The sequence below is a fragment of the Roseomonas fluvialis genome (genome assembly GCF_022846615.1).
GTDB classification, from domain to species: Bacteria; Pseudomonadota; Alphaproteobacteria; order Acetobacterales; family Acetobacteraceae; genus Neoroseomonas; species Neoroseomonas fluvialis.
The window spans coordinates 3,307,335-3,327,689 of record NZ_AP025637.1; the positions used below are offsets into that span (position 1 = coordinate 3,307,335).

General features: G+C 71.7%; 19 protein-coding genes. 5 read left to right on the forward strand and 14 right to left on the reverse strand.

Annotation, left to right across the window (positions count from 1 at the left end; all coding sequences use genetic code 11):
- From MWM08_RS16110 to kdsA, 9 genes are all read right to left on the reverse strand, one after another.
- Positions 1–1,383 (reverse strand): pyruvate dehydrogenase complex E1 component subunit beta, encoded by a 1,383-nt coding sequence (locus tag MWM08_RS16110; protein ID WP_244407520.1) that lies wholly within the window; start codon positions 1,381–1,383, stop codon positions 1–3.
- Between the two features lies 1 nt (position 1,384).
- A complete protein-coding gene (pdhA, locus tag MWM08_RS16115) occupies positions 1,385–2,335 on the reverse strand; it encodes a pyruvate dehydrogenase (acetyl-transferring) E1 component subunit alpha (protein ID WP_423816050.1) in 951 nt (316 codons plus the stop codon).
- 456 nt (positions 2,336–2,791) lie between these two features.
- On the reverse strand, positions 2,792–3,112 hold the full coding sequence (locus tag MWM08_RS16120; RefSeq protein WP_244407522.1) for an FtsB family cell division protein: 321 nt from the start codon (positions 3,110–3,112) through the stop codon (positions 2,792–2,794).
- A gap of 251 nt (positions 3,113–3,363) precedes the next feature.
- The gene (gene eno, locus MWM08_RS16125; RefSeq protein WP_244407523.1) at positions 3,364–4,641 is read right to left on the reverse strand and encodes a phosphopyruvate hydratase; all 1,278 of its coding nucleotides are present in this window, start codon (positions 4,639–4,641) and stop codon (positions 3,364–3,366) included.
- Positions 4,642–4,929: 288 nt separating this feature from the next.
- A complete protein-coding gene (locus MWM08_RS16130; protein ID WP_244407524.1) occupies positions 4,930–5,790 on the reverse strand; it encodes a hypothetical protein in 861 nt (286 codons plus the stop codon).
- Between the two features lie 224 nt (positions 5,791–6,014).
- Positions 6,015–6,317: a hypothetical protein gene (locus tag MWM08_RS16135; protein WP_244407525.1), complete on the reverse strand. Its 303-nt coding sequence runs from the start codon at positions 6,315–6,317 to the stop codon at positions 6,015–6,017.
- A gap of 163 nt (positions 6,318–6,480) precedes the next feature.
- Positions 6,481–6,786, reverse strand: a complete 306-nt coding sequence (locus tag MWM08_RS16140) for a hypothetical protein (protein WP_244407526.1) — start codon at positions 6,784–6,786, stop codon at positions 6,481–6,483.
- Positions 6,746–6,985 (reverse strand): hypothetical protein, encoded by a 240-nt coding sequence (locus tag MWM08_RS16145; protein ID WP_244407527.1) that lies wholly within the window; start codon positions 6,983–6,985, stop codon positions 6,746–6,748. Before MWM08_RS16145 ends, MWM08_RS16140 begins: the two co-directional genes overlap by 41 nt.
- Before the next feature lie 46 nt (positions 6,986–7,031).
- Positions 7,032–7,853, reverse strand: a complete 822-nt coding sequence (gene kdsA, locus MWM08_RS16150) for a 3-deoxy-8-phosphooctulonate synthase (RefSeq protein WP_244407528.1) — start codon at positions 7,851–7,853, stop codon at positions 7,032–7,034.
- A 283-nt stretch (positions 7,854–8,136) separates the two neighbouring features.
- Here kdsA and MWM08_RS16155 point away from each other — a divergent pair, with 283 nt between their 5' ends.
- Entirely contained in the window at positions 8,137–9,855 is a 1,719-nt protein-coding gene (locus MWM08_RS16155) for a winged helix-turn-helix domain-containing tetratricopeptide repeat protein (protein WP_244407529.1), read from the forward strand.
- Positions 9,856–9,971: 116 nt separating this feature from the next.
- On the opposite strand, the gene MWM08_RS16160 is transcribed toward MWM08_RS16155, so the two are convergent.
- On the reverse strand, positions 9,972–10,466 hold the full coding sequence (locus MWM08_RS16160; RefSeq protein ID WP_244407530.1) for a YHS domain-containing (seleno)protein: 495 nt from the start codon (positions 10,464–10,466) through the stop codon (positions 9,972–9,974).
- A 210-nt stretch (positions 10,467–10,676) separates the two neighbouring features.
- Here MWM08_RS16160 and MWM08_RS16165 point away from each other — a divergent pair, with 210 nt between their 5' ends.
- Positions 10,677–12,113, forward strand: a complete 1,437-nt coding sequence (locus MWM08_RS16165; protein ID WP_244407531.1) for a phosphatase PAP2 family protein — start codon at positions 10,677–10,679, stop codon at positions 12,111–12,113.
- 45 nt (positions 12,114–12,158) lie between these two features.
- On the opposite strand, the gene MWM08_RS16170 is transcribed toward MWM08_RS16165, so the two are convergent.
- The 4 genes from MWM08_RS16170 to MWM08_RS16185 all read right to left on the reverse strand — a co-directional run bounded on the left by MWM08_RS16170 (position 12,159) and on the right by MWM08_RS16185 (position 15,538).
- On the reverse strand, positions 12,159–13,793 hold the full coding sequence (locus tag MWM08_RS16170) for a CTP synthase (RefSeq protein ID WP_244407532.1): 1,635 nt from the start codon (positions 13,791–13,793) through the stop codon (positions 12,159–12,161).
- An 87-nt stretch (positions 13,794–13,880) separates the two neighbouring features.
- A complete protein-coding gene (secG, locus tag MWM08_RS16175; RefSeq protein ID WP_244407533.1) occupies positions 13,881–14,195 on the reverse strand; it encodes a preprotein translocase subunit SecG in 315 nt (104 codons plus the stop codon).
- 125 nt (positions 14,196–14,320) lie between these two features.
- On the reverse strand, positions 14,321–15,058 hold the full coding sequence (gene tpiA, locus MWM08_RS16180; RefSeq protein WP_244459977.1) for a triose-phosphate isomerase: 738 nt from the start codon (positions 15,056–15,058) through the stop codon (positions 14,321–14,323).
- Between the two features lie 78 nt (positions 15,059–15,136).
- Complete coding sequence (locus MWM08_RS16185) at positions 15,137–15,538, reverse strand: cadherin-like domain-containing protein (protein WP_244407534.1); 402 nt, start codon at positions 15,536–15,538, stop codon at positions 15,137–15,139.
- A 115-nt stretch (positions 15,539–15,653) separates the two neighbouring features.
- On the opposite strand from MWM08_RS16185, the gene MWM08_RS16190 reads away from it, so the two are divergent.
- The 3 genes from MWM08_RS16190 to MWM08_RS16200 all read left to right on the forward strand — a co-directional run bounded on the left by MWM08_RS16190 (position 15,654) and on the right by MWM08_RS16200 (position 20,351).
- Positions 15,654–17,546 (forward strand): peptidylprolyl isomerase, encoded by a 1,893-nt coding sequence (locus tag MWM08_RS16190; RefSeq protein WP_244407535.1) that lies wholly within the window; start codon positions 15,654–15,656, stop codon positions 17,544–17,546.
- The gene (gene trpE, locus MWM08_RS16195; protein ID WP_244407536.1) at positions 17,543–19,057 is read left to right on the forward strand and encodes an anthranilate synthase component I; all 1,515 of its coding nucleotides are present in this window, start codon (positions 17,543–17,545) and stop codon (positions 19,055–19,057) included. Before MWM08_RS16190 ends, trpE begins: the two co-directional genes overlap by 4 nt.
- Positions 19,058–19,223: 166 nt before the next feature.
- Positions 19,224–20,351 (forward strand): glycosyltransferase family 9 protein, encoded by a 1,128-nt coding sequence (locus tag MWM08_RS16200; RefSeq protein ID WP_244407537.1) that lies wholly within the window; start codon positions 19,224–19,226, stop codon positions 20,349–20,351.
- Positions 20,352–20,355: the final 4 nt, after the last annotated feature.

The following is a 20,355-nucleotide window of genomic DNA, read 5'->3' on the forward strand; positions in this document are numbered from 1 at the left end:
TTACTTGTAGGTCACGCGTTTCGCGGCATCGACCACCTGTTCGAGGCGGGGCAGCGCGAGCTTCTCGAGGTTCGCCGCATAGGGCATCGGTATATCGAGCCCATGCACGCGCACCGGCGGCGCATCCAGGTGGTCGAAGCAGACTTCCATCATCTGCATCGCGACCTCGGCGCCGATGCCGGCGAAGGGCCAGCCTTCCTCCAGCGTGACCAGGCGGTTGGTCTTGCGGACGGAATTCGCGATGGTCTCGGTGTCCAGCGGGCGCAGCGAGCGCAGGTTGATGACCTCCGCGCTGATACCCTGCTCGGCCAGTTTCTCCGCCGCCTGCATCGCCATCCCGACCATGATGGAGAACGCCACGATGGTCACGTCGGTGCCCGGCCGCTCGATCTTCGCCTTGCCGATCGGCAGGATGAAGTTCTCGTCCGTCGGGCAGTCGAAGGACTGGCCGTAGAGGATTTCGTTCTCGAGGAAGATCACCGGGTTCGGATCGCGGATGGCTGCGCGCAGCAGCCCCTTCGCGTCGGCCGCGGACCACGGCGCGACAACCTTCAACCCCGGGCAATGCGCGTACCAGGACGCGTAGCACTGCGAATGCTGCGCGGCCACGCGCGACGCCGCGCCATTGGCACCGCGGAACACGATCGGGCACCCCAGCTGCCCGCCCGACATGTACAGCGTCTTGGCGGCCGAATTGATGATCTGGTCGATCGCCTGCATCGAGAAGTTGAAGGTCATGAACTCGACGATCGGCTTCAGGCCCGTGAAGGCCGCGCCCACCGCCATGCCGGTGAAGCCGTGCTCGGTGATGGGCATGTCCATCACGCGCTTCGGGCCGAATTCGTCCAGCAGGCCCTGGCTGATCTTGTAGGCGCCCTGGTACTGGCCGACCTCCTCGCCGATCAGGAACACATCCTTGTCGGCGCGCATCTCGGCAGCCATGGCATCGCGCAAAGCCTCGCGCACCGTGATGGACTTCACCGGGCCCCAATCGCGCTCGGGCTGCACTTCGGGGGTGCGGGGCGCGGCGGGGACGGAGGCGTCCACGCGCTGCGCGGTGCCGGCATCGGCGATCATCTTCTCGTTCTCGCGCTCGTTCTTGTTGGTGATGCCGTGCATGGTCTGCGCCGCCGCGCCGCCCGCACCGCCATCCAGCTCCGCGATCGGGCTGTTGACCTGAACGCCCTCGGTGCCCTCGGGCACGACGATCGACGTGATGGTCCCCTCGTCCACCGCCTCGACTTCCATCGTGGCCTTGTCGGTCTCGATCTCGGCGATCACGTCGCCGGACTTCACCGTGTCGCCTTCCTTCTTGAGCCAGCGCGCGAGCTTGCCCTCGGTCATGGTGGGCGACAGCGCCGGCATCAGGATCACGGCGCCCATGTCACTTCGCCTCCACGAGAACGTCGGTCCAGAGCTCGCTCTCCGGCGGTTCCGGCGATTGCTGCGCGAAATCGGCGCTGTCCTGCACGATCGCCTTCACCTCGTCGTCGATGACCTTCAGCTCGGCCTCGGTCACCGCGAACTGGTCGACCAGCAGCTTGCGCGCGGTCTCGATGCAGTCCGAGGTCTCGCGCATCTTCTGCACTTCCTCGCGCGTGCGGTACTTCGCGGGGTCGGACATGGAATGGCCGCGGTAGCGGTAGGTCTTCATCTCCAGCAGGTAGGGGCCCTTGCCGGCGCGGCAGTGCGCCACGGCACGCTCGGCCGCCTCGCGCACGGCGATCACGTCCATGCCGTTCACCTGCTCGCCCGGGATGCCCCAGGCCGCGCCGTTCTGCGACAGGTCACGCGAGGCGGATGCGCGCTCGACGCTGGTGCCCATGCCGTACTTGTTGTTCTCGATGACGAAGATGCAGGGCAGCTTGAACAGCGCCGCCAGGTTCAGGCTCTCGAAGACCTGGCCCTGGTTCGACGCGCCCTCGCCGAAATAGGTCACGGCGACGTTGTCGCTCTCGCGATACCAGTTCGAGAAGGCGAGCCCCGCGCCAAGCGACACCTGCGCACCGACGATGCCATGCCCGCCGTAGAAGCCCTTCTCGCGGGAGAACATGTGCATGCTCCCGCCCTTGCCCTTGGAATAGCCGCCGATGCGCCCGGTCAGTTCAGCCATGACGCCGCGCGCCTCCATGCCGGTCGCCAGCATGTGCCCGTGGTCGCGGTATGACGTGATGACCTGGTCGCCGGGCTTGAGGCACATCTGGATGCCGACCACGACCGCTTCCTGGCCGATGTACAGGTGGCAGAAGCCGCCGATCAGGCCCATGCCATAAAGCTGACCTGCCTTTTCCTCGAAGCGGCGGATCAGCAGCATGTCGCGATAGGCGCGCAGCATGTCGGGCCGGCTGATCGCCGGCTCCTTGCTGCGCCCGCGGCGCTTGGTGCTGGTCTCGGCGGCCTGTGCCATGGCGTGTTTCCTCCGGGTCGCTGTCGGGAAATAAAGCGCTGCGGGGTCGTCACGCAAGCAGCCGGTCAACGAAAAAGCGTTTTATCGCAATGCAATACGACGATTAACTTGAATTCCGTTAAGTGCTTGTCGGCGCTTTCGAAGCCGCTACCGACGGTCACAATGCTGCGCGGAAGGGGCACCGAACTTTCCGGATCATTCGCTCCGGCAGCGCCGAACGACGCCACGAGACGATGCGGCAATGTGCTCCTTGGTGCTGTCCGCGGCGCGCGCCGGCCGGGACGCCCGATCCGGTCCCGCCGGTCCGTATCCTGACATGCGTGACGGGGCGGGCCGGCGCCGGCAGTCCCAGAATGTGTCCGATTGGCCAGGCGGAGCCAGGCGTCAGTAGAGGCGACGGTCCTGCGGGTACGGCACGACGATCTCGTCGCGCCCGGCCATGTTCAGCAGCGCGCGGGCGCGTTCGTCGAGCTGGTCGCGGTCGATGCGATCGCTGCGCAGCCCGGTAACGCGGCGTTCGATTGCGTCGCGATCGGCCTCGGCACGGGCGAGTTCGGCGCGCGCGGCGGCGATGTCGGCGATGCGCTGCTCACGCGCGATCAGCCCACGCTCGCCATGCATGGCGTGCCACACGAAATACCCCGACACGGTCAGGAAGATGACCGGCAGCGCCAGGGCGTTGATGACGCGCTTGATGAACCGCAACAGAGGGATCCGGGGTGAGACGACGCCTGAATCTAAGCGCGCGCGCGACTCGGTGTCACCTGCTTCGTCCAGGAAATCGCGCAGGCGACGGGATTTTTCACGCCCGCAGCGGCAAGAAAGACTCACCCCTGGTCACACGCCGGCTCCGGAGCGGGCAAAATGCCCGGCACCGGCGCAAAGGTGAACGCGGCGTAAGGGAGCTTCGAGCCACGCGGCACCGCCCGTGGTGCCGATCCGCTGCGGCGCCGCAGCTACCGCCGCAGCACGCCGCGTCCGGCATAGCGCGCCGCCGGCCCCAGCCCCTGCTCGATGCGGATCAGCTGGTTGTACTTGGCCAGGCGATCCGATCGCGACAGCGACCCGGTCTTGATCTGCCCGCAATTGGTTGCGACCGCCAGGTCGGCGATGGTCGCGTCCTCGGTCTCGCCCGACCGGTGCGACATCACGGCGCGATAGCCGGCGCGGTGCGCGGTCTCGACCGCCTCCAGCGTTTCGGTGAGCGTGCCGATCTGGTTGACCTTGACCAGGATGGCATTGGCGGTCGCGCGCTCGATGCCCAGGCGCAGGCGTTCGGGGTTGGTCACGAACAAATCGTCGCCGACCAGCTGGACCTTCGCACCCAGGCGGTCGGTCAGCGCCTTCCAGCCGGCCCAGTCATCCTCGCTCATGCCGTCCTCGATCGACACGATCGGCCACTTGGCACATAGCGCGGCGAGGTAATCCACCATGCCGCCCTGGTCGAGCGTCTTGCCCTCGCCTTCCAGCTTGTAGGCGCCGTCGTGGAAGAATTCGGTCGCGGCGCAATCGAGCGCGAAGACCACGTCCTCGCCCACCCGATGACCGGCTGCCTCGCAGGCCTTGGCAATGAAGCCGAGTGCCTCGTCCGCTGAGCCGATATTGGGGGCGAAGCCGCCTTCATCGCCGACATTGGTGGAATGCCCCGCGTCGTGCAGCGCCTTCTTCAGCGCCATGAACACCTCGGAGCCCACGCGCACCGCATCCGCGATGGTGCCGGCACCCACCGGCATGATCATGAATTCCTGGATGTCGATCGGATTGTCGGCGTGCTTGCCGCCATTGATGATGTTCATCATCGGCACCGGCAACGTACGGGCAAACACGCCGCCGACATGGCGGTAGAGCGGGATCTCGAGGTTCGCCGCCGCCGCCTTCGCCACAGCGAGGCTCACCGCCAGCATCGCGTTCGCGCCGAGGCGCGCCTTGTTGGGCGTGCCGTCCAGTTCGATGAGCACCTCGTCGATGCGAACCTGGTCCTGCGCATCCATGCCGGAGATGGCGTCGAAGATCTCGCCCTCGACATTGGCGACCGCCTTGAGCACGCCCTTGCCGCCGTAGCGCTTCTTGTCGCCGTCGCGGAGTTCGACCGCCTCATGCGCGCCGGTCGACGCACCCGAGGGGACGATGGCATGGCCGCGCGCGCCGGTCTCGAGCACCACCTCGGCCTCGACCGTCGGGTTGCCGCGGGAATCGAGGACCTCGCGGGCGATGATGTCGGCGATGGCGGACATGCGGGAACTCCAGGGGGGGATGCTGCGGGCGTGGCTACACGAGCCGGCGCGACGGGGGAAGGCCGGGGCCAGCACTGCGGGTTCGCCCCCGAGGGTGCGGCCCGCGCGCTGCCCCTTCGCGATGCGCGCGCGGGGCGCGGCGCCCGGGCCGCGTCCGACGGGTGGGCGCGTCGCGACCTGTGGCGCGCTGGCGGGCCGCGCCGCGCGCGCGGCCTGCGGAACGCACTTCGGAAGGCCTGCCGCGTCCTGTCGTCACATGCGCCATCGGCCGCCGCGCCGGCGGGCCGCTCAGCGCGCCTGGCCGAGCACCGCCTGGAAGCGGTCCACCGCCGCCTGGAACGCCGCGACGCCTGCGGCATCCCCCGCCCCAGCAGCGGCCTGGGCGGGCACCAGCGCGCCCAGAAGGCTGACCACCTCGGCGGCCGGCACGTCGAAGCCATCGGCGGCGAGTGCGGCCTGCACGCGATTCCACAGCGCCATGCGCTGGGCGGGGTCCATGCGCTGGCCGGTGGCGAGCAGGCCGCGCTGCGCCTCGCGCCAGGCCTCGTGACGCTGTGCCAGCACGCCGCGCAGGCCCGACCGCGCATCGATGCCCATCACGGCCTGCAGCAGGGCGACGCCGGCGGCCAGCCCGCCCTGGCGCGCGGCGGCGAGCGTGGCGGGATCGGCACCGGCAGGCACCGGCGCGGCGAGCGTGCGGAACCCGTCGAGGCCGCGCCGGCGCAGCGTATCGGAGGGCCAGCGCCCCGGCACGCCACGCAGGGCGCCCAGCGCCACGTCCAGCCGCGCCAGCGCGGCGGCGGCCTCGGCATCGCCGCCGGCCGGCGCGCCGCCAGCCAGCACGGCCAGGCGCTGCGCCGCGATCACCACCAGGTCCATGCCGGGGTCGAGCACCGCGCCAACGGCCGGGGTGGCAGGGGCAGGCAGGGTGCGCGTCACGCTGGCGGCGGCGGCGAAACGCAGGGAGGCGGCCTGATCCAGTTCGATCCGCTCGCGCGCCGCGAGGTGGTCGATCATCTGGCCGAGGGCGAGGTCGGCGGCCCCGACCAGCCGGGCATGCTGCGCCGCGGGGCCGGACGAGGCGCCCGGCGGCACGGCGCAGCCAAGCAAGGGCAGCAGGGCAAGCAGGGCGAGGCAGCCTCGACGCATCGTGCGACTCCGGTTCGGTCGAGCAAGGGTAGGCGCTTCCCTACAGCCGCGCGCGTCAGCGCCCGTTTGACAAGTCCGGCACCGGCCCGCGCCCCACCCATCCACACACTCCAGGATACCGGTATCGCGCGACGCACGCGCCCAGGGCCCGACGGTGCCCGGGTGGGGTGCGGGCCGGTGCCGGGCATCGAGACTGCATCACGGGGCGCATTCTCAAGCGAAACTCAGCCCCGGCGGCGCGCCTGGCGCAGGTCCCGTTGCAGGTCGACACGCAGGCCCTGCCGGTCACAGGGGGCGAGCATGCTGGGCGGCAGCCCCGTGGCGACCGGCAGTTCGGCGGTGCGCGGGCGGGAATGGCCGGCCAGGCGCACGTCGATCCCGCCGGTGCCGCGGTTGCGCACCACCATGCCCCATTCACCGGCATGGGCGGTGACGAGTTCACCCGGTTCGTCGCGCAGCAGGCGCACGAGGTCGCCCGGTTCGTAGACCGGAACCGCCGTTCCATCCTGCAAATAGGTGATCCGCATCCCGCCCCCGCATGCGCGGCGCGCAGAGTGCCGGGACCGGGTGAAGGAAGGCTTCACGCGCCGCGGCCCCAGCGCTGGCATGGCCGATGCCCGGCCCGTGATGGCGCATGGATGGCAGGACCACGTTGCGGCAGGCGCCTCGGCGGTGGTGCCGCGGGGTTCGTCAGCCGCCATCGCCGGGGCGGCGCGCCGCCCAGAACAGCCACGCGATCCAGCCGAAGCCGCCCAGCAGCATGGCATGGGCGCCGAGCACCACGACCAGTGTCTCGGCATGCCAGTCGGACAGGCGCAGGGCGGTGAACGCGGCGGGGATGGACCACCAGAGCACGACCGCCAGAGCCGCCAGGATCAGCAGGGCGGGGACCGGGCGGCGCGGTTCCGGCGGCAGGCCGGGCGGACGTCGGAACAGCGACATGGCGCCGCGCACCCTATTTGCCACCGCCGCCATCGCCGCCGCCGGCATCGCCATCGCCAGCATCCGTGACGGCAAGCGTCACACCGAGGCTGACCGCGACCCGCTTGACCATGACCATGCCGACGACACCCAAGGTCACCACGCCAATGCCGACCAGCAGCGGGAAACCGAGCACCAGCAAAAGAGCCCCAACAAGAGTGACGGCACCGCAGATCCGCCAGAGTCGTCGGAGGGCTGTCGGGCCCAGCGTCATGGTCGCACTATCTCGCGCGGCCGTGGCGCGCGCAATCGCCGCGTGACTATCCGGCCTTGGCGAGCGCGTCGAAGGCCTTGAGGCGCGCGATCAGCGCCGGCATGTCGCGCAGCGGGATCATGTTCGGCCCGTCGGACGGCGCGTGGTCGGGGTCGGGGTGGGTCTCGATGAAGACCGCGGCGACGCCCACGGCCACGGCGGCGCGCGCCAGCACCGGGGCGAATTCCCGCTGCCCACCCGAGGACGTCCCCTGCCCGCCTGGCTGCTGCACCGCGTGGGTCGCGTCCATCACGACCGGGTAGCCGGTGGCCGCCATGATCGGCAGGGAGCGCATGTCGGCGACCAGCGTATTGTATCCGAAGGAGGCACCACGCTCGCACAGCAGGATGTTGCGGTTGCCCGTGCTGGCGATCTTGGCAGCGACGTTCTTCATGTCCCACGGCGCGAGGAACTGGCCCTTCTTCACGTTGATTGCGCGCCCCGTTTCCCCCGCCGCGACCAGCAGGTCGGTCTGGCGGGAGAGGAAGGCCGGGATCTGCAGCACGTCCACGGCCTCGGCCGCCGGGGCGCATTGCTCGGGGGCGTGGACGTCGGTCAGCGTGGGCAGGCCGGTGGTGGCGCGGACCTGCGCGAGGATGTCGAGGCCTTCCGCCATGCCGATGCCGCGCGCGGCGGAGACGGAGGTGCGGTTGGCCTTGTCGTAGGACGACTTGTAGACCAGCGGCACGCCCGCGGCGGTCGAGATCTCCTTCAGCGCGGCGGCCATTTCCAGCGCATGGGCGCGGGATTCGATCTGGCAGGGGCCGCAGAGGAAGACCAGCGGCAGGTCGTTGCCGAAGGTGACGGGGCCGACGGGGACGTGGTGCATGGCAGGATGGACCTTCGGCACTTTAGGACTTTAGGATTTTGAGACGTCAGGGCTGTGGGGCCGGGGATTAGCGGAACGGCGCGGCCGGAGCGACATCTAAGACATATTTCCTATATCACTACGGCGCCTCCGCTGGCAAGCCCGGGCGTGCCGCCAGGCACTGCGGCCGGCCCATGCACCAGCCAGCACCAGACCGGTTTGCGGACCGCTCACCGAGAACTTCTTGTCGCATGGCCGCGCGTTCTGGCCCAAGACTACGGCCCAGCATGCCGCGAGGCAGAGTATGACGGGCAGCGACGACATCCTCGCTCCCCCCGGGAACACACTGCGGTTTCGCTTCGACCGATTCGTGCTCGACCTGGAACGCGGGAGCCTTGTCGACGACAGCGCGGAGGTCATGCTCCGGCCGAAGGCCTTCGCCGTGCTGCGTCACCTCGTCACGCACTCGCACCGCCTCGTCTCCAAGGACGAACTGTTTGCCGTGGCCTGGCCCGATGTGCTGGTCACGGACGACGCGCTGGTGCAGGTCATGGGTGAATTGCGTCGCGCACTGGGCGATGACGGGCCGCGGCTCATCAGGACCGTTCCGCGCCGCGGCTATCGGCTCGAGGCTGATGTCATCGCGGAGGGGCCGGCCCCGGCACCCACCGCGGCCCCGGCCTTTCCGCGGCCTTCGCAGGCCGCCGCGGCCGCTCCGGACCAGGCAGCACCCCGGCAGTCGCGCCGCGCCCTGGTGGCGGGCGCGCTTCCAGCGGGCCTCGCCTTCGCCGCGGCCTGGGCGCTATGGCCGCCGTCCCCGGGCCGATCCCCCGGCACCACGCATCACGACGCGGCGCGGCCGGTCGTCGCGATCCTCCCCTTTACCGGGCAGGGCGAGGACGGCGCGCCGATCCACCTGAGCGACGGCATCACCCAGGACCTGATCGCGGCGCTGGGCCGCTTCTCGGCGCTGACCGTCATGTCATGGAACGCCGTTCTGCCATGGCACGGCCGGCCGGCCCCACCGGCCGACGTCGCGACGCGCCTTGGCGTCCGCTACCAGGTGGAAGGCAGCGTGCGGATCGCCGCCGGGCGCGTACGGATCGCCGCGCGCCTGGTCAATGCGGGCGGCCGCGTGCTCTGGGCGGGCCAGTTCGATGACGCCATGGCGGGATTGTTCGCGCTGGAGGATCGCGTCACCACGGAGATCGCCGGAGCGCTCGCGATCCGCGTGACCCAGGCCGAGCAGCGCAGGGTGAACGCCAAGCCACCCGAGAGCCTCGACGCCTACGACCATGTCCTGCGCGCGCGGCCCGCCCTGCAGAACCCATCGCGCGCCGGGCTGGCGGAGGCGCGCACCCTGCTGCGGCGCGCGACCGAGGCCGACCCCGGCTACCCGGCCGCCTATGCCGCGCTGGCCGAAGCCGACTACGTCGCCGTCTCCTGGGGATGGGCCGAGATGCCCGCGGCCGCACTGGCCCGCGCGGAGGCGCTGGCCGCGCGGGCCTTGCGGCTCAACGACACCGAGTTGCGGGCACGTGTCGTGCTCGGGCGCATTCACCTCGCGCAGGACCGCTACGAGCAGGCGCGCGCCGAAATGGAACGGGCCGTCGCGAGCAATCCCAGCGATGCCCACGGCCTGGGCGGGCTCGGCAATGCGTTGATGTGGCTCGGCCAGCCCGAGGCCGCCATCGAGGCGCTGGAGCGCGCGCAGCGCATCGATCCCGATCTCAGCGCGATGGACCGCTTCGCCCTGGGCCTCGCCTATTACCTGGTGCGCCGCTACGACGCGGCGATCGACCAGGGTGTTGCGAATATCCGCTCATCGCCTGATTCCGTGTTCAACCACGTCCTGCTCGCCGCGGCCTATCGTCAGGCCGGGCGGGAGCCCGACGCGGCGCAGGCCGAACTCGCCATCCGGCGCGTCTATCCGGCCTTCGACGCCGAGGTCTTCGGCAGCAAGCTGCGTCGTGCCGAGGACCTCGAGCATCTCCAGGCCGGGCTGCGCCGCCCGGCCCGGTAGGACCCGCGGCGCATGGCGCCCGCATACTCGCAGGCGCCGCGACACATCCAGCATGCCGGACACCGACGATGCGCGGGCCGGACGCCCGGCTGCGCCCGATGGCGGGTTCCTGGGTCTCAGCGCAGCCGCAGCGAGGCGCGATGGCGCTCGGCGCGTTCCACATTGTCGGTCAGCGCGGCCTGGAACAGGGCGGGTCCGATCGGCTTGCCGAACAGATAGAGCCGGCCGTCGCTGACCAGCCAGTATTCCGGGTTCGGCTCGTCGATCTCGCCGCGGGTGAGCGCCATGGCGCAGTAATTCGCGAAGTACGGCGCGTAGCGCGCGGGTTCGGCGCGAAAGAGGTCGAGATGCGCGGCGGTGGCGAACTGGTAGCGATGCTCGTCCCAGTCGAAGGCATGCGCCGGCAGCCCCGGCGTCGGCCGTGCGAGCGTGAAATAGGCCACGGTATCGTAGCCCCTGATGGCGAGCGGCATCGCCTGGGCGCGCAAGCGATCGGGCCGGCCGCACATCAGGGCGACGGCGCCCTGGCATAGGCGCCGCCGCGCCAGCGAACCCACGGTGCCGCGCGCCCGCGCCGGCGTCGTGCCCGAGACCGAACCCCTCGCACGCATGGCCATGTCTGCCGCCCTCGGCTGCCGGAGGCGCGAACCTAACATCCCAGCCGTCGGCATCGCCAGAATTGCGGCGCCTTTCGGCAATTTCTCGGCGTTCGCTCGTGACCCAGCGGCGGCCGCGCTGCTCGGCTGGCAGGGCCGAATGGCTGCCGCACGACCTCCGCGCGGTTCGCGCTGCCGGCGCTCATGGATCCCGAGGAGGACAGGATGACATCGACTGCTTTGGCCCTCGCCGCGCGCAAAGGCGGCCAGGTGCGCCGGAAGGCCCTCGCGATGCTGCTGGGCGGCGTGCTGTTGGTGGCGGCGGGCCCATCCGCGGCGCAGACCGCGCCCGGCCAGGACCCCGATGCCGGCGCCTGGCGGACCTGGGTGCTCGGGTCGGGCCGCGATTACCGCCTGCCGCCGCCACCCGGCACCGCAGACACGCGGGCCGAACTGGCCATGGTCCGCGACCAGGCCGCGTTCCGCGACGCCGCGATGCGGCAGCGCATCGGCTGGTGGGATGCCGCCGCGCCGTCCTACCGGTGGAACCAGATCGCGGTGGAGGCCGCGATCGCCGCAGGGCTCAATGCCAACATGGCGTCACGCCACCTGGCGGTGCTGCATACCGCGCTCGCCGACGCGATGGTGGCGGCCTGGGACAGCAAGTACGCCTACAACCGGCCGCGGCCGGCCTCGGTCGACCCATCGGTCGAGACGCTGGTGGCCACGCCGTCCAGCCCGTCCTACCCGGATGAACATGCGGTCGCCGGCGCCGTCGCCGCCACGTTGCTCGGCCGGATGTTCCCGGCGCGCGCCGACCACTTCGCCCGCCTGGCGGAGGAGGCAGGCCGCAGCCGGCTGGTGGCCGGGGTCAGCTTCCCGAGCGATGTCGCGAGCGGGATGATCCTGGGCCACCGCGTTGCGGCCGCGGCGCTGGAACGCGCCGCGCGCGACCGATCCGACCTGCCCTGGACCGGCAGCGTACCGACCACGCCGGGGCTGTGGAATGGCACGAACCCGATCATGCCCCAGGCGGCGACCTGGGTGCCCTGGCTGCTCGCCTCGCCCGACGAGTTCCGCCCGCCGCCCCCACCGGCGCATGATTCGCCGGAGCGCGCGGCCGAGATGGCGGTGGTGCGCAACTTCCAGCGCACGCCCTGGACGAATGCGCAGGCGCTGTTCTGGGACATCGCGGTCGGCGGGCTGCGCAACTACGAATACTGGAACCTGGAGGCCGGCCGGCTGCTGATGGAACACGGCGAGGCGCGCAATGCCCCGCGCGCCGCACGGGCGCTCGCCCTGCTGAACGTCGCCTTCTACGACGCCGGCGTGTCGTGCTGGGATGCCAAGTACGCCTTCTGGACGATCCGGCCGTTCCAGCTCGATCCGAGCTTCCGCACCGTCTTCCCGACGGCGAACCACCCCGCCTACCCGGCGGCGCATTCGTGCTTTTCGATGACCTCGGCGCTGGTGCTGTCGCACCTGTATCCGCGCGAGGAGGAACGGCTGCGCGGTCTGGGTAGGATCTCGGGCGATTCCCGCGTCTGGGCCGGCATCCACTATCCGAGCGACGTCACCGTCGGGCAGGAGATCGCGGCCCGTGTCGCGGCGCGGGTGGTCGAGCGCGCGGTGGCGGACGGGTCCGCGCCGGCCGTCCGGTAGACCGCGCAGCGCGTCGGAGAGGGCGGCCCTCTCCGACGCGGTGCATCACACCAGCCGCGCCTGCTTCACCGCCGCGCCCACGAAGCCCGCGAACAGCGGGTGCGGTTCGAAGGGCTTGGACTTCAATTCCGGGTGGTACTGCACGCCGATGAACCACGGGTGGTCGGGGTATTCCACGATCTCGGGCAGCACGCCGTCGGGCGACATGCCGGAGAACCGCAGGCCCGCGCCTTCCAGCCGGTCCTTGTAGGCCACGTTCACCTCGAAGCGGTGGCGGTGGCGTTCCTCGATCACCGGCGCACCGGCATAGACCTCGCGCACCAGGGAGCCCTCGGCCAGCGCGGCGGGATAGGCGCCCAGACGCATCGTGCCGCCGAGGTCGGCGCGGGCATCGCGCTTTTCGACCTCGTTGCCGCGCAGCCATTCCGTCAGCAGGCCCACCACCGGCTCGCTGCAGGGGCCGAATTCGGTGCTCGACGCGCCCTTGATGCCGAGCAGGTTCCGCGCCGCCTCGATCACCGCCATCTGCATGCCGAAGCAGATGCCGAAGAAGGGGATGCGCCGTTCGCGGGCGAAGCGCACGGCTTCGATCTTGCCCTCGGTGCCGCGCTCGCCGAAGCCGCCAGGCACCAGGATGCCGTTGACCTTCTCGAGCCGCGCGACCGCCTCCGCGTCGTTCTCGAAGATCTGGCTGTCGACCCAATCCAGGTTCACGCGCACGTTGTGCGCCATGCCGCCATGGGCCAGCGCCTCGGACAGCGACTTATAGGCGTCGAGCAGGTTGGTGTACTTGCCGACCACCGCGATGGTGACCTCGCCCTCGGGCTGCTTCACCGACTGCACGATGCGCGCCCAGCGCGACATGTCGGGCTCGCCATAGGCGGACAGGCCGAACAGGCGCAGCACTTCCTGGTCGAGCCCTTCCTCGTGGTACTTCAGCGGCACCTCGTAGATGGTCCCGGCATCGAGCGCGGGGATCACGGATTCCGGGCGCACGTTGCAGAACAGCGCGATCTTGCGGCGTTCGTTCTCCGGGATCGGCCGGTCGCAGCGGCACAGCAGGATCTGCGGCTGGATGCCCAGGCCCAGCAGTTCCTTGACGCTGTGCTGGGTCGGCTTGGTCTTGAGTTCGCCGGCGGACGGAATGTAGGGCACCAGCGTCAGGTGCATGAACAGGCTGCGCTGCGGGCCCAGTTCGTTCGCCAATTGGCGGATGGCTTCCAGGAAGGGCAGCGATTCGATGTCGCCGACCGTGCCGCCGATCTCAACCAGGACGAAGTCGTAGGGGTCGGTCTCGGCCTGGATGACTTCCTTGATCTTGTCGGTGATGTGCGGAATCACCTGCACGGTCCCGCCGAGGTAATCGCCGCGCCGTTCGGCCGCGATCACGTCGGAATAGATGCGCCCGGTGGTCCAATTGTCCGGCTTGCGGGCCGCGACGCCGGTGAAGCGTTCGTAATGACCGAGGTCGAGGTCGGTCTCGGCCCCGTCGTCGGTCACGTAGACCTCACCGTGCTGGTAGGGCGACATCGTGCCGGGGTCGTAGTTCAGGTAGGGGTCGAGCTTGCGCAGCCGGACCTTGTATCCGCGTGCCTGGAGCAACGCGCCGAGGGAGGCGGAAGCGATGCCCTTGCCGAGGGAGGAGACCACGCCGCCGGTGATGAAGACGAACCGCGCCATGGGCGCTCTCCTTAGACCCGCGCGCGCGATGGCGCCACCCGCGCCGTGGGCGGGGCGGCCGTGCGGCGGCAAGTGGTTGAAAAGCGACTAGTTGGTCGGGACGGCAGGCAGGGTCGGCGCGGCCGGCGCGGTCGCCGCCGGCGGCGAATCGAGAATGGAGCGGTTCTGCTGCGACGCGCCGCGGTTGAGCAGCGCCAGCGTCAGCGCCAGGGCGAAGAACAGCGTCCCCAAGATGGCGGTGCCGCGCGTCAGCAGGTTGGCCGTGCCGCGCCCGCCCATGAAGGACCCCATGCCCCCGGAGGAGCCGATGCCCAAGCCCCCACCTTCGCTGCGCTGGAGCAGCACGAGGCCGATCAGCGCCAGGGTGACGAACAGGTGGATGACGAGCAGGACGGTGGTCATGGCGGCCCGTATCTAGCGAGGCGCGGGCCCCGGGGCTAGACCCGTTCGCCGCGATGATCGCGCCAGGGCGGCTCCAGCGCCGTGGTCGCCGGGGCGTGACGCCGGTCCGCCCGGCGCCGGAATGCTCAGGCGGCCGCGGCGGCGATGGCCAGGAAATCCTCCGCGACCAGGGACGCGCCCCCCACCAGCGCCCCGTCCACATTGGCCAGCGCCATGATGCCCGCCGCGTTGGAGGGCTTCACCGACCCGCCATACAGGATCCGAAGGCCCGCCCCCTCGGCCGGGAATGCGGCGACCAGGCGGGCGCGGATCATGGCATGCATGGCAGCGATGTCGGCCTCGGTGGGCGTGCGCCCGGTGCCGATCGCCCAGACGGGTTCATAGGCCACGACGCCCCCGGCGGCGCCGAAGCCCGGCGGCAGGCTGCCGCCGATCTGGTCGGCCACCACCTCCTCCGCCCGGCCGAGCAGGCGGTCATCCTCGGGTTCGCCCACGCAGACGATGGGGGTGAGGCCGGCCGCGATGGCGGCCTCGGCCTTGGCGCGCACGGTGGGGTCGGTCTCGCGGTAGGCGGCCCGGCGTTCGGAATGGCCCAGGATCACGAAGCGCGCCCCGGCATCGGCCAGCATGGCGGCCGCGATATCCCCGGTATGGGCACCCTTGGCCGCGGCGTGGCAGTCCTGCCCGCCGGTCGCGACCGGCGTGCCGGCCAGGGCGGCGGCCACCGCGGCGACCAGCGTGGCGGGCGGGCAGACCACCAGGTCTGCCCCGGCCGTCGCCCCGGCCGCCACGGCCCGGGCGAGCGCCAGGCCATCGGCCGCCAGCCCGTGCATCTTCCAATTGCCGGCGATCAGCGGGCGGATTCCGGGGGTCATCGGCGCGTCTCCATCGGGGCGTGCCGGAGTATCGGAAATGCGCGCCGGCTCCAAGCCGCGCTGGCCTCAGGGCGGCGGCAGCACGGTCACCTCGACCCGGATGCGGCCGGAGATGGGGTTGCCCCGCACCGTGCCACTGGCCGCCACCTCGAACAGGTCGGGGCCGCGATAGCCGGGGTTGGGCCGATAGGCGACGCCCTCGGGCAGGATCGTCACGCTGCCCTGGGTCGGCGGCCGCGTCAGGGTGACGCTGGCGAAGGGCTGGCGCGCCTCGACATCCGCCCATAGGCGTATGCGGCAGGACCCGCCGGTATTCGACACGCTCATGCGCGCGTCGGCCCCGCCTGGCTGCGTCATGCCGCGGAAGGGCGGCACTTCGCAGGTCGGGCCGGGGGTGGCGGGCGACTGCCCGACGGCGGGGGCGCCACCCAGCAGGGCCATCGCCACCGCCCCAATCGCGCCGCGCATCCACATGGTCCGACGCCCCGTGTTCAACGCCTGATCATTCCGCATTTGCCGCGATCGGGCAAAGGGCCGCAGCGCACCCCTTCCGCCGCCCCGCCCCGGCGGGTAAGCACGCGCCATGCTTACCGCGCTGCGCCGCCTCGCCGGCACCTGGGTCGCCAAGATCCTCTTCGTCCTGCTCATCCTGTCCTTCGCCGTCTGGGGGATCGAGGACGTGGTGCGCAACCTCGGCCGCGATACCGCCGTCGCGCGGGTGGGCGGGGAGCCGATCGAACTGGCGGAAGCCCAGGCGAATGCACGGCGCGAGATGGCGCGCATCGCCCGGCAGCTCGGCAACCGGTTCGAGCCGGACGACAATATCCGCCGCGCGGTGGCCGCGCAGGCGCTGGAACAACTCATCTCTGACCGCGCGCTGCGGGCCGAGGCGCGGCGCCTGGGCATCGGCGCGCCGACCGATGCGGTGCGCGATTCGGTCTTCGCCATCCCCGGGCTGCGCGGGGCGGATGGCACGTTCTCCCGCCCGGTGCTGGACGGCTTCCTGCGGCAGAACGAGCTGACCGAGCAGCAGTTCCTGCAGGTGGTGGCGGGCGACCTGCTGCGCCAGCAACTGGCCGGCGCGGTGCGTTCGGGCGCTTCCGGCCCGGATGCGCTGAGCGCGCCGATCCTGGCCTGGGCGATGGAACGCCGCGCCGCCGAGGTGGTGCTGGTGCAGTCGGGCGCGATGCCGGAACCCGAGGCGCCCACCGAGGCGCAGCTGCGCCGCTACCAGGAGAACAACGCGGCGCGCTTCTCCACCCCGGAATTCCGGGAGGCGTCTGTCGCGGTGCTGTCGCCCGAGACCGTCGCGGCCGAGATCGAGGTGCCGGATGCCGACCTGGCCGCCGCCTACGAGCAGCGCCGCGCGCAGTACGACACGCCCGAGCGCCGCGCCCTGCTGCAGGCGGTGGTGCCGAACGAGGCGGCGGCGCGCGAGATCGCGCAGGCCTGGCGCGACGGGGCCGAATTCCCCGCCATCGAGGCACGCGCGGCCGCGGCGGATGGCAGCGCGGCAGAACTTGGCGTGCTGGACCGCGCGACGCTGCCGCTGCCGAACGTGGCCGAGGCCGCCTTCGCCGCGCCGGCCGGCGGCATTACCGACCCGGTGCAGTCGCCCTTCGGGTGGCACGTGGTGAAGGTGGACCGCATCGAGCCGGCGGCGGTGCGCACGCTGGCGGAGGTGCGCGACGAATTGCGCGCCGAGGTGGCGCGCGACCGCGCGCTCGACATGGCCTATGAGCGCGCCAACCGGATCGAGGATGCGCTGGCCGGCGGGGCGAGCCTGGCCGAGGTGGCGCTGCGCTTCGGCGCGCAGGTGGTGACGGCCACGATCGATGCCTCGGGCCGCGACCCGCAGGGCGCGGTGGTGGCGCTGCCGGTGCCTGAGGCACAGCGCCCGGACCTGCTGCGCGCCGTGTTCGCCGCGCGCCAGGGCGACGCGCCGCGCATGACCGAGATGGGCGACGCCTTCGTGGCGGTCGAGCTGCGCGCCATCACACCCCCGGCGCTGCGCCCCTTCGACAGCGTCGAAGCCGCGCTGCGCATCGCGTTCGAGGCGGATGCACGCCGCCGCGCCGCCGAGGAACGGGCCGCCGCGTTGCTGGCAGCCGTGCGCGGCGGCAAGTCGCTGGCCGAGGCGGCCGAGGAAGCCGGGCTGACCGCGCAGCGCGTCCCAGCCTTCGGGCGCAACCCGCAGCAGGCCGGTGCGCTGCCGCCCGAATTGCTGGCGCCGCTGTTCGAGGCGAAGCGCGGCGACGTGACCATGGCCGAGACGCGCACCGGCTTCGCGGTGGCGCAGCTGACCGACATCATCCCCTTCAACCCGGGCAGCGATCCGCTCGGGCTGGGGCGCGTGCGCACCGAGATCGAGCAGTCGATGCAGGACGAGCTCGAGGAGCAGTTCGCGGTGGCCCTGCGCGCGCGGGCCGATGTGCGGATCAACCGCAGCCTTCTGGACCAGGTGACCGGGCGATGATCGGGACCGATGCCGCGGCGGTGCGCGCCGCGCTGGAGGCGGGGCGCGGTGGGATCCTGGTGCGCGAGCGCGTCGCGGACCTCGACACGCCGGTCGGCGCCTTCCTGAAACTGACCGGTGGCGCGCAGGCGAATGCCTTCCTGCTCGAGAGCATCGAGGGCGGTGCGGCGCGCGGGCGGTATTCGGGCATCGGGATGGCGCCGGACCTGGTGTGGCGCTGCAAGGATGGCCGCGCCGAGGTCAACCGCCATGCGCTGACCGCGCCGCATGCCTTCGAACCGGAGCCCGGCCCCGCGCTGGACAGCCTGCGGCGGCTGATCGCCGAGGCGCGCATGCCGGTGCCGCCGGGCCTGCCGCCGATGGCCGCGGGGCTGTTCGGGTACCTCGGCTACGACATGGTGCGGCTGATCGAGAAGCTGCCATCGACCAACCCGGATGTGCTGGGCATTCCCGACGCGGTGCTGACGCGGCCGACGCTGATGGCCGTCTTCGACCATGTGCGGGACACGCTGACTTTGTGCGCCCCGGTCTGGCCGGGCGGCGAACCCGGCGCGCTGATCGAGGCCGCCGAGGCACGGCTGGACGAGGCCGAGGCGGCGCTCGATCGCCCCGTGCCGCGGGCCGCACCGCCGGCGAACCTGCCGCGGCTGTCGGAACCCGACAGCAACTTCACCGAGGCCGGCTACATCGCCGCCGTCGAGCGCGCGAAGGAATACATCCGCGCCGGCGACGCCTTCCAGGTGGTGCCGTCCCAGCGCTTCTCGGTGCCCTTCGCGCTGCCGCCGTTTGCGCTGTATCGCGCGCTGCGGCGGATCAATCCCGCGCCCTTCCTCGTGTTCGGGGATTTCGGCGGGTTCTCGGTGGTGGCCGCGAGCCCGGAGATCCTGGTGCGCTGCCGCGATAACACCGTGACCGTCCGCCCGCTGGCCGGCACGCGGCGCCGCGGTGCCACGCCCGAGGAAGACCGCGCGCTGGAAGTGGAACTGCTGGCCGACCCGAAGGAGCGCGCGGAGCACCTGATGCTGCTCGACCTCGGGCGCAACGATGTGGGGCGCGTGGCGGCGATCGGCACGGTGAAGGTGACGGCGCAGTTCCAGGTCGAGCGCTATTCGCAGGTGATGCACATCGGGAGCGAAGTGCAGGGGCGCCTGCGGGATGGGCTCGATGCGCTGGATGCCTATTGCGCGGGATTCCCGGCCGGCACGCTGACCGGCGCGCCGAAAATCCGCGCGATGGAGATCATCGAGGAGCTGGAGCCCTCGCGGCGCGGATTGTACGCCGGCGGCATCGGATACTTCGGTGCCGATGGCGGCATGGACACCTGCATCGCGCTGCGCACCGCTCTGGTGAAGGACGGCGTGATGCATGTGCAGGCCGGCGCCGGCGTGGTCGCGGATTCCGACCCGAAGTCGGAATACGAGGAGACGCGCCAGAAGGCGCGGGCGCTGTTCCGCGCGGCGGAGGAAGCGGTGCGCTTCGCGGCCGGGCGGCGCGAGCGCGGGAACGTCTGACGCGGTGCCGCCCGCGGGAGCGCCAGACCCTGTGCCTCCCGCGGGACCGCCTGCCTCTGTGCCGCACGCGGAAACGCCTGCCTCTGTGCCGCACGCGGCAACGCCTGACCCCGTGCCGCACGCGGCAACGCCTGACCCCGTGCCGCACGCGGCAACGCCCGGCCCCGTGCCGCACACGGCAACGCCCGGCCCCGTGCCGCACGCGGCGACGCCCGACATCGCCCCGCTGCTCGCCCTGGCCGAAGACGCGCGCCAGGCCGGCCGGCCGCTGGAGGCCGCAGCCGGGCTGCGCGCGCTCGCGGCGCTGGTGCCGGGGGACCCCGGCATCCGCGCCGCCCTCGCCCGCGCGCTGTTCCAGGCCGGGCTCTGGAACGAGGCCTGGGCGGCCTACGAAGTCCGCTTCGACTTGCTGCCCTCCGCCTTCCCCCGCGTGACGCGGCTTGGGCCGGACGGGCCCATGCCGCTGCCCCCCTGGCGCGGCCAGGGGTCGCCCGCCGCCGTGCTGGTGATGGGGGAACAGGGGCTGGGGGATACCATCCAGTTCGCACGCTACCTGCCGCTCCTGGCGGCGCGCGGGTTGCGCGTGCATGCCGTGCTGGATGCGCGGCTGCATGCGCTGCTGGCACCGGTGACCGGCGGGATCGACCTGCGCCCGAGCAGCGCGCCAGGCTCCGTGCCCGGTGTGCGCGCCTGGCTGCCGCTGATGGACCTGCCGCGCGCGCTGGGGCTGGCACCGCAGCACTATCAGGGGCGCATCCCGTACCTGGCGGCGGAGCGCGAGCGCGTCGCGCGGCTACGCGGGCGCATCGGCACGGGCGGCTTGCGGGTAGGCATTGTCTGGCAGGGCAATCCGGCCGCGCCGGTGGATGCGAACCGATCGGTGCCGCTGGCGGCCTTCGCGCCGCTCGCCGCGGTGCCGGGCGTGCAGCTGTTCGCGCTGCAGAAGGGACCGGGCGAGGAGCAGCAGGCCGCCTTCCCGCTCGACCGGCTGGGGCCGGAATTGGATGGCGGGGGGGACTGGTTCCTCGACACCGCGGCGGCGATCGAAGCCCTCGACCTGGTGGTGACGGTCGACACGGCCGTGCTGCACCTGGCCGGCGCGCTGGGGCGCCCGGCGCTGATGCTGATGCACGGACGGCACGCCGACTGGCGATGGCTGCACGCGCAGGACGTGCCGATCTGGTACCCGTCCGTGCGGCTGGTGCGCTGCCCGGACGCCAGCGCGGATTGGCGCGGGGCGGTGGCGCGCGCGGCCTTCCTGGTGCGGACGGGGAACCTGCCGCCGGCGGCGTGACGCC

What these genes read in the sequence shown, in the direction of transcription:
- MWM08_RS16160 (WP_244407530.1), bottom strand. Translation starts at nt 10,466, where the DNA reads ATGCGTGCGAGGGGTTCGGTCTCGGGCACGACGCCGGCGCGGGCGCGC.
- MWM08_RS16140 (WP_244407526.1), bottom strand. Translation starts at nt 6,786, where the DNA reads ATGGCGATGCCGGCGGCGGCGATGGCGGCGGTGGCAAATAGGGTGCGC.
- MWM08_RS16130 (WP_244407524.1), bottom strand. Translation starts at nt 5,790, where the DNA reads ATGCGTCGAGGCTGCCTCGCCCTGCTTGCCCTGCTGCCCTTGCTTGGC.
- MWM08_RS16170 (WP_244407532.1), bottom strand. Translation starts at nt 13,793, where the DNA reads ATGGCGCGGTTCGTCTTCATCACCGGCGGCGTGGTCTCCTCCCTCGGC.
- pdhA (WP_423816050.1), bottom strand. Translation starts at nt 2,335, where the DNA reads ATGCTGCGCGCCTATCGCGACATGCTGCTGATCCGCCGCTTCGAGGAA.
- MWM08_RS16155 (WP_244407529.1), top strand. Translation starts at nt 8,137, where the DNA reads ATGACGGGCAGCGACGACATCCTCGCTCCCCCCGGGAACACACTGCGG.
- trpE (WP_244407536.1), top strand. Translation starts at nt 17,543, where the DNA reads ATGATCGGGACCGATGCCGCGGCGGTGCGCGCCGCGCTGGAGGCGGGG.
- MWM08_RS16110 (WP_244407520.1), bottom strand. Translation starts at nt 1,383, where the DNA reads ATGGGCGCCGTGATCCTGATGCCGGCGCTGTCGCCCACCATGACCGAG.
- secG (WP_244407533.1), bottom strand. Translation starts at nt 14,195, where the DNA reads ATGACCACCGTCCTGCTCGTCATCCACCTGTTCGTCACCCTGGCGCTG.
- MWM08_RS16185 (WP_244407534.1), bottom strand. Translation starts at nt 15,538, where the DNA reads ATGCGCGGCGCGATTGGGGCGGTGGCGATGGCCCTGCTGGGTGGCGCC.
- kdsA (WP_244407528.1), bottom strand. Translation starts at nt 7,853, where the DNA reads ATGCACCACGTCCCCGTCGGCCCCGTCACCTTCGGCAACGACCTGCCG.
- eno (WP_244407523.1), bottom strand. Translation starts at nt 4,641, where the DNA reads ATGTCCGCCATCGCCGACATCATCGCCCGCGAGGTCCTCGATTCCCGC.
- MWM08_RS16135 (WP_244407525.1), bottom strand. Translation starts at nt 6,317, where the DNA reads ATGCGGATCACCTATTTGCAGGATGGAACGGCGGTTCCGGTCTACGAA.
- MWM08_RS16190 (WP_244407535.1), top strand. Translation starts at nt 15,654, where the DNA reads ATGCTTACCGCGCTGCGCCGCCTCGCCGGCACCTGGGTCGCCAAGATC.
- MWM08_RS16165 (WP_244407531.1), top strand. Translation starts at nt 10,677, where the DNA reads ATGACATCGACTGCTTTGGCCCTCGCCGCGCGCAAAGGCGGCCAGGTG.
- MWM08_RS16145 (WP_244407527.1), bottom strand. Translation starts at nt 6,985, where the DNA reads ATGACGCTGGGCCCGACAGCCCTCCGACGACTCTGGCGGATCTGCGGT.